Origin of the sequence: Rhizobium sp. WSM4643, from assembly GCF_025152745.1 — a bacterium.
Lineage (GTDB): Bacteria > Pseudomonadota > Alphaproteobacteria > Rhizobiales > Rhizobiaceae > Rhizobium > Rhizobium leguminosarum_I.
Genome location: NZ_CP104042.1, coordinates 214,533 through 232,085, shown reverse-complemented (window position 1 = coordinate 232,085; position 17,553 = coordinate 214,533). Strand labels below are relative to the sequence as shown.

Here is a 17,553-nt window from a genome sequence, read left to right as displayed (position 1 = left end):
CCCGGGCCAGCGTTCAATCTCCCGCCGCGGGCTCGATTGCAGCACATGCATTTTGCGGATCACCGGCTTACCTGACTGACATGCGCCTCTGTCTGAACAGGCAGCGCAGCGGCGTCCTCGGACAGCGCATCGGCGCTGCGAGCCCGCGTTACCCTGACCACGTCGCCCGGCACCAACTCGGTCGTTTCGGCGGCCTGGAATTGATTGACCTGTCCCTTGTCCCGCCGGCTCACAATGAACGTCAGCGGCAGGTCCTCACCACGGTTATTCGCCCTAGCGCCGTTCGACAGTTCTTCGAGAAGCAGTTGTTGCGTGGTGTCGCGCTTCAACTTGAGCTGATCGAGAGTGGCCTTTTCCGCCTGCACCTCTGAAGCCACCTCGCTGCGGCGAGTGTCGGAAAGTCCCTCGAGATTTCGCGTCGTTTCGTTGATCGCCTGGCGGCCCCGCATGATGGCGGTGACCAGGTCGAGCCGGTCGGAGCGATAGGTGGTGAGCAATCGTTCCAGATCCATCTGGCGTGAGGTGATCGTGAGGCCCTTCTGGACCAGCGTCTTCACGCTCGTCAGTTGCTCTTCGACCGATTGGATATTGTCATCCGAGCCTTTTAGCTTTTCTTCCAGCGTGTCGATTTCTGCCGTCAAGAGATTGCGCAATTCGACGAGGGCCACCGACTGCTTGTCCAGCGCGTTTGCACGCGCCTGAAAAATGACCCGCTCCTCCTGGTAGATACTCTCGGCATATTGCTGATCGGTAGCGGGCGGCTGATCGAAGACGATCTCCTTCGAGCCGGCCATCTCCGCTTGCAGCCGCGCGAGCTTCGCCGAACTGCGTAGCAGCGAATGGTCGATTTCTTGCAACTCGCCGGCAAGCTTGATCGTCTCCGATTGCTGCTGTGCCGCAGCCCGCAACGGGCCGCCGCTCATGGCCAGGGATTGCAGGACGCTGAGGCCGGAGTGAAATTTATATTGTCCCGGCGCTGTCACGTCTCCGACGACGTAAATGGACGGATAGTCGAGAACGTCGATCGTCACAGCAGGTGCCTGGGCCAAACCCATCTTTGCCTGAAGGCGCTTGGCAATCTCGTTGGTGAGGCTCGTATTGTCCAGTCCAACCGGCTGCGGCCCCAGAAAGGGCAGGGAGACTTCACCTGCATCTGAAACCGTATATTCGCCGCCAATCGCATCCCATCGCTCAAACTGGCCCTTGGACGGCATCCATTGGACGACCGTCAGGCGGATTTTCGTTTGCGGAGCCAAAGGGGCGCTATCGGCGAGAGCCGGCGACACGGCCCCGGCAAGAAAGACGAGTGCGCTGATGACAAACGTGGCGCGAAAGAACGGGTGAGGGGCACGGTGCGATAGATTCATTACATGTCTCGCCTTCAAAACATCCTTCAACGGACGCTGGTCCAATGCCTTAGGCGCTGTTCAAACGCCGGACGCCAAGCCCGAAACCAGATCGCTAGTGTGCAGTCTGTCGAAGCCTTGAGGAAGGTGGAGGTCGTTTACTTTGCCTAATCACAATTGATGAGGTGGGGAGGATGCTTAAGCCTAAATCGAGCAGAAACACATATCTTCGGCGCGACGCAGAGGCATCGCCTCGGGCGCGCTAGCCTCGAAGAACCGTAATCCCCCGCGGCAGAGCCTTTATGCTCGCATCGCCAATTTTGCCGGACGACGATATTGACCTGCGTCGCCGCCTTTCGTTCGACAACTCGAAGCAGCGCCAGCGGTGCGGCACAAGGCCGTTCTCGTGCCAGATCTTGACGACCGAAGACGCCGCCATCTCAATGGCCTATGCGGCTGCAAGCTTTGCACAGCAAGCGGCAGATCTCCGCGTGTCTCATCGATCACGTGGGCGCGCAACACGGCCGGTTGCCCAAAGGATGCCGCCTGTAGAGCGAAAGGCGTAGCATATACTCTCTCATTTTTCGACTACACTTCAGGGCCGCGTATCGAGCGGTCCTCATAGATTCGATCCTCACAATCTCGCGGAAGGTGCCTGCCATGTATCGCAACGCTCGTCGGTGGATCTCGCGCTCACTCCTGGTGGATTCGTTGATTCCCGCATGGCTGACCGTCGGCGGCAAGGGAAGGCCGCGCAAGCCTGCAGAAAGGCACGAGGACAGTGCTCAACTTGCGGCATCCGTGCAAACTGCGGATGGAAACAAGTATGGTAGCCTTGTCGACAATCCCTACAACAACGCGGCGCTCAACGAGCATGACTCGCAACATAGAGTGAACGTGATCGACGACCCGGACGGTCGGACCAATATCACCCGCGAATCGCCGCCCTTGCCCGACGCTGTCGCAACAAATCGCGAGATGGGGGTGCGAAGCGGTGATACTGCCGCGTCTGTGTTGCCCGCCCACACGCCTAGTATTGCAGGTTTCGGGCGGAACGCGAACGGAGTTGCGTTCGGGGCCCAATCATCTCTTTATCGCACCTACGCTGGAATGAGCCTCATTGGCGATGATCCTTTGGCTCCGTATATTCCGCAAGGCCCTGCACCGACAGCTTCGGGCCAAGGTTCTGCTGCTGTGACGGGCGAGCGTGCGCACTCCGGCAAGGTCGTCATTCTCGAGTCGACGCCGTCGGCGCAGTCGACCGGGCAGCATGCTGGGGCAAATGCGCTGGCGTTTGGCATGCCCTTTGGTGTGTGCGGGTGCGGCTACTATACGTCCCCCACGCGGATTCTCGATTGGGCCCATGGTGGCGCCTTGCTTCAGCAAGATGGCCAGTTGCCGGGAACCAGGCTGACCGAAGGGCCGGACTACGTGGCGACGATCAAGAAGGCCATCGGCGCCTCGGTCAGCGATCCGCTTCTCGATCGGAACTTGTCCCCGCTCTCGGGCTGGCGCGGGACCGCAACGTGGACGGATTCGACGATCTTGAACGGATCGTTGCCCGGTGGCGGAGAGACTGGAAAGGGCACCACCACGAAGGGTGTCGGCATCCTTTCCGGCTCGGTGACGACGCCGCCTCAACCTTCCGCGCAGCGCTCGCTGACAACGCAAAATCTGGCGGCGGCCGCGGTGACGGCCAGCAACGCGATCGTGCTGGAAAACCAGAAGCAGGGCAATCCGGAGAGCGAGTGGGGTATCGACGGTGCGGGCAGCACCAACATCGAAGGGTTTGCGACCGACATCAGCGTCGACAACGGCAAGACGGTCAGCTTCAAGATAAACACGAATTCCACCAACTACCGGATCGACATCTATCGGCTCGGCTATTATGGCGGCATGGGCGCCCGCAAGGTCGCGACCATGCAGCATACTGGGTTGCAGACGCAGCCCAGTCCGCTGCGTAATGCCACGACCGGCACGGTCGATGCCGGCAACTGGGCCGTCTCCGCATCGTGGACCGTACCCGATGATGCCGTCTCAGGGGTCTATATCGCCAAGCTCGTGCGCCAGGATGGCACTTCCGGCGAAAACCATATCCCCTTCATCGTGCGCGACGACACCAGCCATAGCGACATCGTTTTCCAGACGGCAGACGAGACCTGGCAGGCTTACAACGGCTGGGGTGGCGCAAACCTCTATGGCGGCAACGGCCCGGCGACGGGGCAGGGTGCCGGTCGCGCCTATGCGGTCAGTTACAACAGACCGATCGCGACCCGCGGCGGGGTCGGCACCTATGCCGGCCCACAGGACTATCTGTTCGGCGCCGAATATGCAGGCATCTCCTGGCTGGAACAGAACGGCTATGATGTTTCCTACATGTCGGGTGTCGACGCCGACCGCTATGGCAGCCTGTTGCTCAATCACAAGACATATATCGATGCGGGGCACGACGAATACTGGTCCGGTCAACAGCGGACCAATGTGGAAGCCGCGCGCGATGCCGGCGTCAACCTCATGTTCTGGAGCGGCAACGAGGTCTATTGGCGTACCCGTTGGGGCAATGCGTATAGCGCCGATGGCACGCCCTATCGCACCCTGATCACCTACAAGGAGACCTGGGCCAACAGCGGCATCGATCCTTCCAGTGAATGGACCGGCACCTTCCGCGATCCACGCTTCAGCCCACCCGCTATCGGCGGCGGCAACCCCGAAAACTCACTGACCGGACAGCTGTTCAAGGTCGACGATGTCGGCAGCAATCTCGGCGCGATCACGGTCGGATATGACGACGCCAATCTGCGCTTCTGGCGCAATACGAGCGTCGCCAATCTTCAGCCTGGCCAGACGGCAACGCTCACCAAGAACTATCTTGGTTACGAATGGGACGAAGCGTCCGATAATGGCTTCGATCCGGCTGGTCTCGTCAAGCTGTCATCGACGACGCTTCCGGTCAGCACCTATTTGCTCGATTATGGAAATACGACCGGCGATGCGACCGCGACCCACAATCTGACGCTCTATCGTGCGCCGAGCGGTGCGCTGGTGTTCGGCGCCGGTACGGTCTATTGGACATGGGGCCTGAGCGACAATCATGACAACCAGGCGACTCCGACCGATCCTCGCGTGCAGCAGGCAATGGTCAATCTGCTTGCCGACATGGGCATTCAGCCGGGGACATTGCAATCCGGGCTTACTGCCGGGACTGCTTCGTCAGACCATACTGCACCGACCTCGGTCATCACGGTACCCGCCACGGCGACCGTTGGATCCGCCGTGACGATTACCGGCACCGCTACCGATACGGGAGGCGGGGTCATCGCAGCGGTCGAAGTCTCGACCGACAACGGGGCGAGCTGGCATCCGGCGACGGGCGATGAGAACTGGACTTATACCTGGTCGCCGCAGACCGCGGGCACATACACCATCCGGTCACGCGCAGTCGACGATAACGTCAATCTGGAAACACCCTCCGCGGGACGCACTGTCACCGTCAGCGGGCCGAGTTACACCTCTCTCTTCGGTTCGGCGACGCCAGCGGTCGTCAACACCAACGATACCTCAGCCGTTGAACTCGGCGTCAAATTCCAGACTTCCGTGGCCGGCACGATCACCGGCATTCGTTTCTACAAGGGCGACCTCGATACGGGTACACATACGGGTTCTTTATGGTCGAGCACCGGCACGAAGCTTGCGACCCTCACCTTCACGAACGAGACTGCCAGCGGCTGGCAGACTGCCTATTTTACCAGCCCGGTATCGCTGACCGTTGGACAAAACTACACCGCGTCTTATCACACGAGTAGCGGTCATTATTCCACGACCACTAGCTACTTCACCTCGAACGTGACGAGCGGCCCGCTCACGGCGCCGGCCAGCGGCAACGGCGTGTACACTTATGGGAGCGCCAGCCTGTACCCCACAAGCACCTACCAGTCGACGAATTATTGGGTCGATGTGATGTTTACCACGCCGAGCTCGAACACGACGCCGACGGCAGTTGCCGATACGGGGGATGCGACGGAGAAGGGCGGGGTTGCCAATGGTTCGGGTGGCGTGGTTGCCAGCGGCAACGTGCTGACCAACGACACCGATCCGGACGCCGGTGACACCAAGACCGTCACGGCAGTGGTCTTCGGTGCGACATCAGGAACGCTCGGCTCGGCGCTGAACGGCACCTATGGCAGTCTCGTTCTCAATGCATCTGGCGCCTATAGCTATGCGATCAACGAGAGCAATGCGGCCGTCCAGGGGCTGCGGCAGTCGACCAATACGCTGAGCGATGTCTTCAGCTATACGATGCGCGATAGCGCCGGCGCGACGGCCACGGCAAACCTGACGGTCACCATCCACGGCGCCAACGATGCGCCGGTGCTCGCCGTCCAGACGACGACCCAGAACGCCACCACCGGCTCCGCCTTCTCCTTCGTGCTGCCGACGACGACCTTTACCGATGTCGACAGCGGCGAGACGCTGACCTACGCGGCAACCGCTGCCGATGGCACGGCACTGCCTTCCTGGCTGAGCTTCAACGCCTCGACGAGGACCTTCTCCGGCACGCCTACGACAGGCGGCACCTACGGTGTCAAGGTGACGGCAACCGATCTCGGCGGCCTTGCCGCCAACGAGACCTTCAACATCGCCGTGTCGGTTCCCGGAAACACGACGCCGACGGCAGTTGCCGATACGGGGGATGCGACGGAGAAGGGCGGGGTTGCCAATGGTTCGGGCGGCGTGGTTGCCAGCGGCAACGTGCTGACCAACGACACCGATCCGGATGCCGGTGACACCAAGACCGTCACGGCAGTGGTCTTCGGTGCGACATCAGGAACGCTCGGCTCGGCGCTGAACGGCACCTATGGCAGTCTCGTTCTCAATGCATCTGGCGCCTATAGCTATGCGATCAACGAGAGCAATACCGCCGTCCAGGGACTGCGGCAGTCGACCAATACGCTGAGCGATGTCTTCAGCTATACGATGCGCGATAGCGCCGGCGCGACGGCCACGGCAAACCTGACGGTCACCATCCACGGCGCCAACGATGCGCCGGTGCTCGCCGTCCAGACGACGACCCAGAACGCCACCACCGGCTCCGCCTTCTCCTTCGTGCTGCCGACGACGACCTTTACCGATGTCGACAGCGGCGAGACGCTGGCCTATTCGGCAACCGCTGCCGATGGCACGGCGCTGCCTTCCTGGCTGAGCTTCAACGCCTCGACACGCACATTCTCCGGCACGCCGACGACATCAGGAACCTACGGCGTCAAGGTGACGGCGACCGATCTCGGCGGCCTTGCCGCCAACGAGACCTTCAACATCGCCGTGTCGACGGCGCCGACGACCTATAGCCTGTTCTCCGCCTCCAGCACGCCGGCCCAGACGAACCTCAATGACGGTCAGCAGCTCGAGCTTGGCGTCAAGTTCACGTCGAACGTTGCCGGGGATGTCACGGGAATCAAGTTCTATCGCAGCGCCAACGACAACGGCCAGGACGTCGTCGACCTTTGGACCGCGACGGGCACCAAGCTCGGCACCGCCACCTTCACCACCACCACCGCGAGCGGCTGGCAGACGGTAAACTTCGCAACTCCGGTCACAATCGCCGCCAATACCACCTATGTCGCCTCCTATCACACGACCGGAGCCTATGTGGCGACCAGCAATTTCTTTACAGCTGCTGTCACCAACGGTCCGCTGACGGCACCAGCCACCGGCAACGGGGTCTACCGCTATGGGGGCTCTGCCACCGCCGGCATTTTCCCAAATGCCACTTTCGGTGCTGCCAATTATTGGGCCGATGTGGTCTTCCGTCCCTCGAATGCGAACAACACGACGCCGACGGCAGTTGCCGATACGGGGGATGCGACGGAGAAGGGCGGGGTTGCCAATGGTTCGGGTGGCGTGGTTGCCAGCGGCAACGTGCTGACCAACGACACCGATCCGGACGCCGGTGACACCAAGACCGTCACGGCAGTGGTCTTCGGTGCGACATCAGGAACGCTCGGCTCGGCGCTGAACGGCACCTATGGCAGTCTCGTTCTCAATGCATCTGGCGCCTATAGCTATGCGATCAACGAGAGCAATGCGGCCGTCCAGGGGCTGCGGCAGTCGACCAATACGCTGAGCGATGTCTTCAGCTATACGATGCGCGATAGCGCCGGCGCGACGGCCACGGCAAACCTGACGGTCACCATCCACGGCGCCAACGATGCGCCGGTGCTCGCCGTCCAGACGACGACCCAGAACGCCACCACCGGCTCCGCCTTCTCCTTCGTGCTGCCGACGACGACCTTTACCGATGTCGACAGCGGCGAGACGCTGACCTACGCGGCAACCGCTGCCGATGGCACGGCACTGCCTTCCTGGCTGAGCTTCAACGCCTCGACGAGGACCTTCTCCGGCACGCCTACGACAGGCGGCACCTACGGTGTCAAGGTGACGGCAACCGATCTCGGCGGCCTTGCCGCCAACGAGACCTTCAACATCGCCGTGTCGGTTCCCGGAAACACGACGCCGACGGCAGTTGCCGATACGGGGGATGCGACGGAGAAGGGCGGGGTTGCCAATGGTTCGGGCGGCGTGGTTGCCAGCGGCAACGTGCTGACCAACGACACCGATCCGGATGCCGGTGACACCAAGACCGTCACGGCAGTGGTCTTCGGTGCGACATCAGGAACGCTCGGCTCGGCGCTGAACGGCACCTATGGCAGTCTCGTTCTCAATGCATCTGGCGCCTATAGCTATGCGATCAACGAGAGCAATACCGCCGTCCAGGGACTGCGGCAGTCGACCAATACGCTGAGCGATGTCTTCAGCTATACGATGCGCGATAGCGCCGGCGCGACGGCCACGGCAAACCTGACGGTCACCATCCACGGCGCCAACGATGCGCCGGTGCTCGCCGTCCAGACGACGACCCAGAACGCCACCACCGGCTCCGCCTTCTCCTTCGTGCTGCCGACGACGACCTTTACCGATGTCGACAGCGGCGAGACGCTGGCCTATTCGGCAACCGCTGCCGATGGCACGGCGCTGCCTTCCTGGCTGAGCTTCAACGCCTCGACACGCACATTCTCCGGCACGCCGACGACATCAGGAACCTACGGCGTCAAGGTGACGGCGACCGATCTCGGCGGCCTTGCCGCCAACGAGACCTTCAACATCGCCGTGTCGACGGCGCCGACGACCTATAGCCTGTTCTCCGCCTCCAGCACGCCGGCCCAGACGAACCTCAATGACGGTCAGCAGCTCGAGCTTGGCGTCAAGTTCACGTCGAACGTTGCCGGGGATGTCACGGGAATCAAGTTCTATCGCAGCGCCAACGACAACGGCCAGGACGTCGTCGACCTTTGGACCGCGACGGGCACCAAGCTCGGCACCGCCACCTTCACCACCACCACCGCGAGCGGTTGGCAGACGGTAAACTTCGCAACTCCGGTCACAATCGCCGCCAATACCACCTATGTCGCCTCCTATCACACGACCGGAGCCTATGTGGCGACCAGCAATTTCTTTACAGCTGCTGTCACCAACGGTCCGCTGACGGCACCAGCCACCGGCAACGGCGTCTTTGCCTATGGCGGCTCCGCTACCACAGGTCTTTTCCCGACCAACAGCTTCAATTCAACCAATTACTACGCCGACGTCGTCTTCCGGCCGCAGCTCGTCGCGTGACGCAAAGTATAAGGTTAGGGATCGGTTCGAATGAGGCTCATACCACGCAAATGCTGGTCGCGGCGAAGGGCGCTTCGACCGCCCGCATTCAAGGAATGCCGATGAACGGGATCGAGCGGCTGCCGGTAACCGTGCTGGCTGGCTTCCTCGGCGCTGGCAAGACGACGCTCCTCAGCCACGTCCTGAATAACCGTCAGGGCCTGCGGGTCGCCGTCATTGTCAACGATATGAGCGAAGTGAACATAGACGCCAGTCTCATTCGAGACGGCGGCTGCAACCTGTCGCACACGACGGAGACATTGATTGAGCTCAGCAATGGCTGCATATGCTGTACCCTGCGCAACGACCTCCTGGCGGAAGTGCGGCGACTGGCTGAAGAGGGGCGATACGATTATCTGTTGATCGAGGGCACCGGCATTGCCGAGCCATGCCCGATCGCGGCAACCTTTTCCTTCCGCGACGAGAATGGTGTTTCGCTCTCTGATTTTGCGAAACTCGACACGATGGTCACCGTGGTCGACGCTGCAAACCTGTTGGCCGACTACAGCAGTGCCGATCTGCTTGCCGACCGCGGCCTGCAGCGCGACGGTGAGGACCGGCGCACACTCATCGACCTGCTGGTGGATCAGATCGAGTTTGCCGATGTTGTCGTGATCAACAAGATCTCGGACGCGGCCGAAGAGATCCGCGCTGATGTCCGCAAGATAGTTGCCGCGCTCAACCCGGATGCGCGCCAAGTGGAGACGGATTTCGGCAAGGTTTCTCTGTCAACCATCCTCAATACAGGCCTCTTCGATGAAGCAAAGGCCGCCGCGCACCCGCTGTGGCACAAAGAACTGTACAGCCCGGGCGACCATGTGCCGGAAACGGAGGAATACGGGGTCTCGAGCTTTGTCTATCGCACCAGGCGTCCCTTCGACCCCATGCTGTTTCGCGCATTCCTGGACGAGCCCTGGCCGGGGGTGATGCGTGCCAAAGGCCACTTCTGGCTTGCCACGCGCCCGCGTCATGTCGGCCTGATGTCGGCTGCCGGGGTGCAACGGCGCTGTGAGCCCATGGGGCTTTGGTGGGCGGCCGTTCCTCGACAAGACTGGCCGAGCCATCAGCAGTTTCGTCAGCAGCTCGAGAGCCGGTGGCACAGCGCCTGGGGCGACCGTCGGCAGGAATTGGTCTTTATCGGCGTGGGCATGGACGAGACAGGTGTGCGGACTGCACTGGACGGATGCCTCGCCAGCGCCGATCCGCGCGACTGGGCCATCCTCGAAGATCCGTTTCCGGCCTGGTAGCACAGGGCTGCGCAGGACAACGCTCGATCCAACCGGCTCGACCAGCCGGGCCGGACCTAAATTCCTTTTCTACCAGCGTCAGCCACTTAGAGCGCCGCGCGCTTTTCAGACGTTAACGACGCTCCAACACTATGCGCTGGCAGTAGCCATAGGCAGCTTTGGGGCTCCTTGGGCGGTTGCGCTTAGGGTCATCATATCGGCGTATGAGGGTACCACCCATATACCCCGGATTGCTGACGTACGTTCGCGTAGCAAAGGTGCCAGAATGAACCTCCTGCTAGTGCGGTCGAGGGCCGGCCGATGGGAAGGGGGCGCCGCTGATGCGGAGAATTCATGTCAGTAATCGTGAGTACCTGAGTACATTTGGTGGAGCGTTGAGTATCTGTCGAGTATCCTCTGCCTGGAGCGCAGTCCTTGGATCCGCGACCGTCGCATCTTCGACGAGTACCGATGGTTCCCCAAGCTTTGCCAATCAGAGCAGCGCAACCGTCCAATCCTCCTTTACCGGCACGGTCACATCTTCCTTGATATCATCAGGCGACATGCAATCGTCCCCTGCATCGTCAACCGCGATGCCGGCGCCTGCGGCCGATGGCGGCGCGCAGGACACGTCCACGAAGACGGCGTCGGCTGCGACGGTTTTGCAGACACCTTCATCGACATCGCGACGCACCGTGCTTGGTCCGGATCCGTCCGAGGAGGCTGCGACACTGCCTGCCGCTCCCAAGCTTACGGGTGTTACCAGCGACGCCGATACCGGCAGCGCCAAGACGGCGGCGGCGGCCAGCTCTTCCAGCAGTCTCGATACGGCTTCGTTGCGCCTTCAGGCATCGATAGCATCCATCTCGGTGGAGCCGAGCCAGGACGGTTCTGCCGCGACGACTGCGGCCCCGACAGCCCTGGCGGCACCGCTTACGGCGGCCGCGGCTGCGGCGACGCCCAACAAGATAGCGCTCGAAAACCTGAAGCAGGGCAACCCGATCAGCGAGTGGGGCCTGCAGGGCGACGGCGGCGGCACCATCCAGGGCTTCGCTACCGAAATCAGCACGAATATCGGCCAGACCGTCGATTTCAAGATCGCCACCGATTCCACCCATTACCGCATCGATATCTACCGCATGGGCTATTATGGCGGGAACGGCGCGCGCAAGGTCGGCTCCATCGAACAATCGCTGACCACGGCGCAGATCCAGCCGCACCCGATCGTCGATATGTCGCTCGGTCTCATCGACTGCGGCAACTGGTCGGTCTCGGCGAGCTGGCAGATTCCGACGGATGCGGTCTCCGGCGTTTATTTCGCCAAGCTGGTGCGCGAGGACGGCGTCGAAGACGCCAGCATCATTCCTTTCGTCGTGCGCGACGACGCCTCGACCAGCAATATCGTCTTCCAGACGTCGGACACGACATGGCAGGCCTACAATGCCTGGGGCGGCGCCAGCCTCTATTACGGCGAAGTGCCGGTCGATCCCGCAAACATGATCGGCTACCTGCCGCCAAACTGCAGCTGCGGCCTGCAGGCCATCGGCCGGGCTTCGGCGGTCAGCTACAACAGGCCGATCATTACCAATACAAGCCCGATCGGCGGCTCGCACGACTACATCTTCGGCGTCGAATCCTCCGCCATCTCGTGGCTGGAGCAAAACGGCTACGACGTTTCCTATATTTCCGGCGTCGATGCGACGCGCAACGGTGCGCTGCTGCTCAACCACGATGCCTATCTCTCCGTCGGCCATGACGAATACTGGTCTGCCGAACAGCGCGCCAATGTCGAGGCGGCGCGCGATGCCGGCGTCAACCTCGCCTTCTGGAGCGGCAACGAATGCTACTGGAAGGTTCGCTGGCAAAGCAGCATCGACGGCAGCGGCCAGGCCTACCGGACCATGGTCTGCTACAAGGAAACCTGGGGCACGAGCACGGATCCGAGCAATGTCGGCACCGGCACCTGGCGCGATCCGCGTTATTCCGATCCGGGGCAGCAGCCGGAGAATGCGCTGACAGGCACGATGTTCCAGGTGGACGGCTACCGTCAGGATACGATCTCCATCCCCTATGACTATTCGAACCTGCGCTTCTGGCGCAATACCGACGTGTCGGAGCTGCAGGAGGGCGAGACCTACAGCCTCGTGCAAAACCTGCTCGGCTACGAATGGGATTCCGATGTCGAGAACGGATTCCGTCCGGCTGGACTGATCGACCTGTCGCTCTCCTCGGTCTCGGTGAGCACGTATCTGCGCGACTACGGCGCGACGGTCGGCGATGCAGTGGCGACCCACAGCCTGACCATGTACCGGGCGGCAAGCGGCGCGCTGGTCTTCGGCGCCGGCACAGTCTTCTGGTCCTGGGGGCTGAGTGACGACCACCAGGGCCCGGCCACGTCAACCGATCGCAACGTGCAGCAGGCGATGGTCAACATGTTCGCGGACATGGGCATTCAGCCGACCACGCTTGATGCCAGCCTAATCCTTGCGACACAATCGACCGATACGCTGAAGCCCACCTCGTCGGTCACGTCGCCGATCATCGGTGCAAGCTTTCTCGAAGGGCAACATGTGACGATCACGGGCACGGCGCAGGATTTCGGCGGCGGCATCATTGCCGGCGTGGAGGTCTCGACCGATGGCGGCCAGCACTGGTTCAAGGCCACCGGCCGCGAGAGCTGGAGTTATAACTGGGTCGTCCAGGCGAGCGGAACCTACACGATCACGTCACGGGCCGTCGACGACAGCGTCAATATGGAGGCGCCATCGGCGGGCAAGCAGGTGACTGTCACCCTGCCGGGCACGCAGGGCCTCTGGACGTTGGCGGACAAGCCCGCTGTCGAAACGGCGATCGACCGCGATTCCGTCGAGCTCGGCCTGCGCTTCCAGGCGACGACGGCAGGCTCCGTGGAGGGCATCCGCTTCTACAAGGGCTTCTACAATATCGGCGACCATGTCGTCAGCCTCTGGAGCGCCAACGGAACGCTGCTGGCGACCGGCGTGTCGATCGGCGAGTCGCTCTCCGGTTGGCAGACAGTGATGTTCTCCTCACCGATCCAGATTGCCGCCGGCACGACCTATGTGGCCTCCTATCACAGCAGCGGCTTCTACTCCGCCAGCCAGAATTATTTCGGCAGTCCCTATGCCAGCGGTGCGCTGAAGGCCGTCGATGGCGGCGGTGTCTATGCCTATGGCTCCAATGCCGGCACATTCCCCGGCCAGAGCCTCGGCACCGGCACCAACTACTGGGTCGACGTGGTCTTCGATGCGGGGCCTAACAGCGCGCCGGTTGCGACCGACGATACGGGGCTGACCATCACCCGCAACGACAGCGTCGTCATCTCGATCGCCTCGCTCATCGGAAACGATACGGATCCCAATGGCGATGCGATGACGATTTCGGCCGTCGGCAACGCCGTCAACGGCACGGTGACGCTCAACAAGCAGAACCGCACCGTCATCTTCACGCCGACCAACAATTATTCGGGGTCGGCAAGCTTCACCTATACGCTGTCGGACGGGCGCGGCGGCACGGATCAGGGCAACGTCAGCCTCACCGTAAACCAGGGCCCTGCCGGGGAAACGCTGTTTACATCAAGCGAAGGGCCGACGGGCGCAAGCTTCAACGAAGGTCAGTCGCTGGAACTCGGGATGAGGTTCGTCGCTTCGTCCAGCGGCATGATTACCGGCATCCGCTACTACAAGGCGGCCGGCGATACCGGCGCCCATACCGGCTCCCTGTGGACGGCCGACGGCACGCTGGTCGCGACCGTCAGCTTCGCCGACAGTGGGCCGGTGAACGGCTGGCAGACCGCGACATTCGCCAACTCGGTGCATATCGCGGCCGGCACGACCTATGTCGCCTCCTACAGCACGACAAGCTCCTATGTGGCGACATCAGGCTATTTCACGACAGCCCATACCAACGGCGCGCTGACGGCGCTCGCCGGCAGTAACGGCGTCTTCGGCAATGGCACGAATTTCCCGACCTCCAGCTACCAGTCGTCGAACTACTGGGTGGATGTCGTCTACAACCAGACAAGTAATGCGGTGCCGTTCGCCGCCAATGACAACGGCTACACGACCTATTCCAACACGGCGTTGTCGATTGCCGCAGCCAGCCTGCTTGCAAACGACACCGATGCCGATGGCGACCCGCTCAGCATCACCGGCGTCAACGGTGCGATCAACGGAACGGTGACCTTCAACAGCCAGACCAAGTCTGTCATTTTCACACCGACGGCGGGTTATACGGGTGCGGCAAGCTTCTCCTATTCGATCTCGGATGGGTATGGCGGAACCGCCTCGGCCATGGTCAGCCTCACTGTCGGCACGCCGCCCGGCGGAGGCACGACGTCGAGCCTGTTCACCGGCGCCGACACCTGCGTTACCGCCGCCAATGACGCCAATTCGGTCGAACTCGGCGTCAAGTTCATCGCTTCCGCCAGCGGCCAGATCACCGGGCTCACCTATTACAGGAGCGCCCAGGATACCGGCACGCATGTCGGCTCGCTCTGGACGACGAGCGGCCAGGTTCTGGCCCAGGCGACCTTCATCAACGAGACGGCGAGCGGATGGCAGACGGTTTCCTTCACCCAGCCTATCAATGTTACGGCCGGCGCCACCTATGTGGCGAGCTACCATTCGAACGGCTTCTATTCCGCAACGGCGAACTACTTCACGACGGACCATACGAACGGCGCGCTGACGGCACCGTCGAGTGCTGCGAGCGGCGGTAACGGCCTTTATGCCTATGGCTCGGGCAGCCTGTTCCCCACCGCTTCCTACAATGCGAGCAATTACTGGGTCGACGTGCTCTATCAGCAGGGCGGTGCGCAGAATGCGGTTCCGGTCGCCGTCAATGACAGCGGCTTGTCGACCAATACCGGCACGCCGATCAACATCCAGGCCTCAGTGCTCCTGGCCAACGACACCGATGCCGATGGCGACCCGCTTGTCATTACCGGCGTCAGCGGCGCGGTCAACGGCTCGGTCGCCTACGATGCCCAGACCAAGACGGTGACCTTCACGCCGACGGCAGGCTATTCGGGAGCGGCGAGCTTCAGCTACGCAATTGCAGACGGCAAGGGCGGTACGGCGTCGGCGCAGGTTGCGCTCACCATCAACGGCGGCCAGACGGCAGGGCCGGAGCAGAACCTCTTTGCCGGCGATGCAACGCCTTCAATCGTCTCCGTCAACGACAACCAGCCGGTCAATCTCGGCATGAAATTCCAGGCGGACACGGCAGGCTGGGTCACCGGCATCCGCTTTTACAAGGGGGCAGACAATACAGGCCCGCACAACGGCTATCTCTGGACCGCCTCGGGCACATTGCTCGGCAGTGTCAGCTTCGGCAACGAAACGGCAAGCGGCTGGCAGACCGCGACGCTCACCCAGCAGGTCGCGGTCGCCGCGGATACGACCTATGTCGTTTCCTACAGCACCAACGGCAATTATTCGGCGACCGGCAACTACTTCAGCACCGATGTGACGAACGGCGACTTGAGGGCGCTCGGCGGCACCAACGGCGTCTATGCCTATGGGTCGAGCGGGTTGTTCCCGAGTGCCAGCTATAACAGCACAAACTACTATGTGGACGTAGCATTCAGGCCGCAGCTCGCGGCGTAAAGAAAGCGAGCGGGGAGTACCGATGACGAGTGCAGACAACAGACTTCCGGTGACGGTCCTTGCCGGCTTTCTCGGCGCCGGCAAGACGACGATCCTCAACCATGTCCTGCGCAACCGCGAGGGGCGTCGGGTTGCCGTCATCGTCAACGACATGAGCGAGGTGAATATCGATGCCGATCTCGTGCGCGACGGGGGAGCAAACCTGTCGCGGACGGATGAGACACTAGTGGAGCTCACCAATGGCTGCATCTGCTGCACATTGCGCGACGATCTCCTGAGCGAAGTGCGCCGTCTCGCCGCCGCCGGCCGTTTCGACTATCTGCTGATCGAGGGCACCGGGATCGCCGAGCCGCTGCCGGTCGCGGCGACCTTCTCCTTCCGCGACGAGAGCGGGGCTGCCCTCTGCGACGTCGCGCGGCTCGACACGATGGTTTCCGTCGTCGATGCGGTCAATCTTCTGGCCGATTATGCGAGCGCGGAATTCCTGAGGGATCGCGGTGAGAGCCGCGACGGAGACGATGAGCGCAAGCTGGTGGAACTGCTCGTCGAGCAGATCGAATTTGCCGATGTCGTGGTCATCAACAAGGCGCAGGATGTGCCGCATGCAGGGCTTGCCGAGGTTCGCCGGATCGTTGCCGCGCTCAACCCCGATGCCCGCGTCATCGAGACCGGCTTCGGCAGGTTGCAGCTCGACGCCATCCTGAATACCGGCCTCTTCAGCGAAGCGAGAGCTGCCCGCCACCCGCTGTGGCACAAGGAACTCTTCGGTTGGGGAGACCATGTGCCGGAGACGGAGGAATACGGCATTTCGAGCTTCGTCTATCGCAGCCGCCGGCCGTTCGATCCCTCCAGGCTGCGGGATTTTCTCGACAGGAAATGGCCGGGCCTCATCCGCGCAAAGGGCCATTTCTGGCTGGCGACAAGGCCCGACGAGATCGGCCTGCTGTCGATCGCCGGCACGCAGTGCCGCATCGACACCAAGGGCTTCTGGTGGGCTTCCGTGCCGAAGGCGCAATGGCCGCGTTATCCGCAGTTCCACCAGCTCATCAACCGGCATTGGGACGAGGTCTGGGGCGACCGCCGCCAGGAACTCGTTTTCATCGGCGCCGGCTTCGACGAAGACGCAATCCGCACTGCGCTCGACGACTGCCTGACCGGTGAGGCGGCGGGCTTCAATCCGCAGACCGCCGCCGGGCTTCGGGACCCGTTTCCGGCCTGGCAGCACGCACATTCAAATGTTAGAGCGTCCTAATGGACGTAAGACGCCTTAAGATGAAGACGTCTTGATTATCAACCGGAGGAGAGAACAATGAGCAACGAACTTTATACAGATGGCATCGGCGAAATCACCATCACGGGAACGATCGTGCGCATCGACCTGATGTCGCTCTCGGCCACCGATCGTGACGCCAACAACAATCCGAAGCCGGTTTTCCGCCAGCGCATCATCATGCCGGTCGATGCCTTCGCCAACGCGGTCGATCTCATGCAGAAAGCGCTTGGCGGTTTGGTCGAGGCGGGTGCGGTCCGCCGTATGGGCGATATGCCAGCTGCGGCGGCTGCCGATATCCAATCGGTGCAGGCCGGCGCTACGAACGCCTCGCCGAACTTCAACTGATAAACAAATATTGCCTCGGTCTCGTA

7 protein-coding genes are annotated in these 17,553 nt (G+C 62.0%); 5 read left to right on the top strand and 2 right to left on the bottom strand.

What is annotated here, in order from left to right; translation table 11 throughout:
- Positions 1-59: 59 nt before the first annotated feature.
- The gene (locus N1937_RS27895) at positions 60-1,367 is read right to left on the bottom strand and encodes an exopolysaccharide biosynthesis protein (RefSeq protein ID WP_170257028.1); all 1,308 of its coding nucleotides are present in this window, start codon (positions 1,365-1,367) and stop codon (positions 60-62) included.
- Positions 1,368-2,006: 639 nt separating this feature from the next.
- Between N1937_RS27895 and N1937_RS27890 the strand changes: the two genes are divergently transcribed.
- Positions 2,007-9,017: a DUF4082 domain-containing protein gene (locus tag N1937_RS27890; RefSeq protein WP_311202857.1), complete on the top strand. Its 7,011-nt coding sequence runs from the start codon at positions 2,007-2,009 to the stop codon at positions 9,015-9,017.
- Positions 9,018-9,118: 101 nt separating this feature from the next.
- On the top strand, positions 9,119-10,303 hold the full coding sequence (locus N1937_RS27880) for a GTP-binding protein (protein WP_170260299.1): 1,185 nt from the start codon (positions 9,119-9,121) through the stop codon (positions 10,301-10,303).
- Positions 10,304-10,775: 472 nt separating this feature from the next.
- On the opposite strand, the gene N1937_RS27875 is transcribed toward N1937_RS27880, so the two are convergent.
- Positions 10,776-10,976 (bottom strand): hypothetical protein, encoded by a 201-nt coding sequence (locus tag N1937_RS27875; protein ID WP_260060223.1) that lies wholly within the window; start codon positions 10,974-10,976, stop codon positions 10,776-10,778.
- A 1-nt stretch (position 10,977) separates the two neighbouring features.
- Between N1937_RS27875 and N1937_RS27870 the strand changes: the two genes are divergently transcribed.
- From N1937_RS27870 to N1937_RS27860, 3 genes are read left to right on the top strand one after another with little or no spacing between them, the layout of a single operon-like run.
- Entirely contained in the window at positions 10,978-15,909 is a 4,932-nt protein-coding gene (locus N1937_RS27870) for a DUF4082 domain-containing protein (protein ID WP_260060222.1), read from the top strand.
- Between the two features lie 22 nt (positions 15,910-15,931).
- Positions 15,932-17,161, top strand: coding sequence for a GTP-binding protein (locus N1937_RS27865; protein ID WP_260060221.1), 1,230 nt, complete (start codon positions 15,932-15,934; stop codon positions 17,159-17,161).
- Positions 17,162-17,218: 57 nt separating this feature from the next.
- Positions 17,219-17,527 carry a hypothetical protein gene (locus tag N1937_RS27860; RefSeq protein ID WP_162116748.1) on the top strand — a complete coding sequence of 103 codons (309 nt, stop codon included), beginning with the start codon at positions 17,219-17,221 and terminating at the stop codon, positions 17,525-17,527.
- The last annotated feature ends 26 nt before the right edge of the window (positions 17,528-17,553 follow it).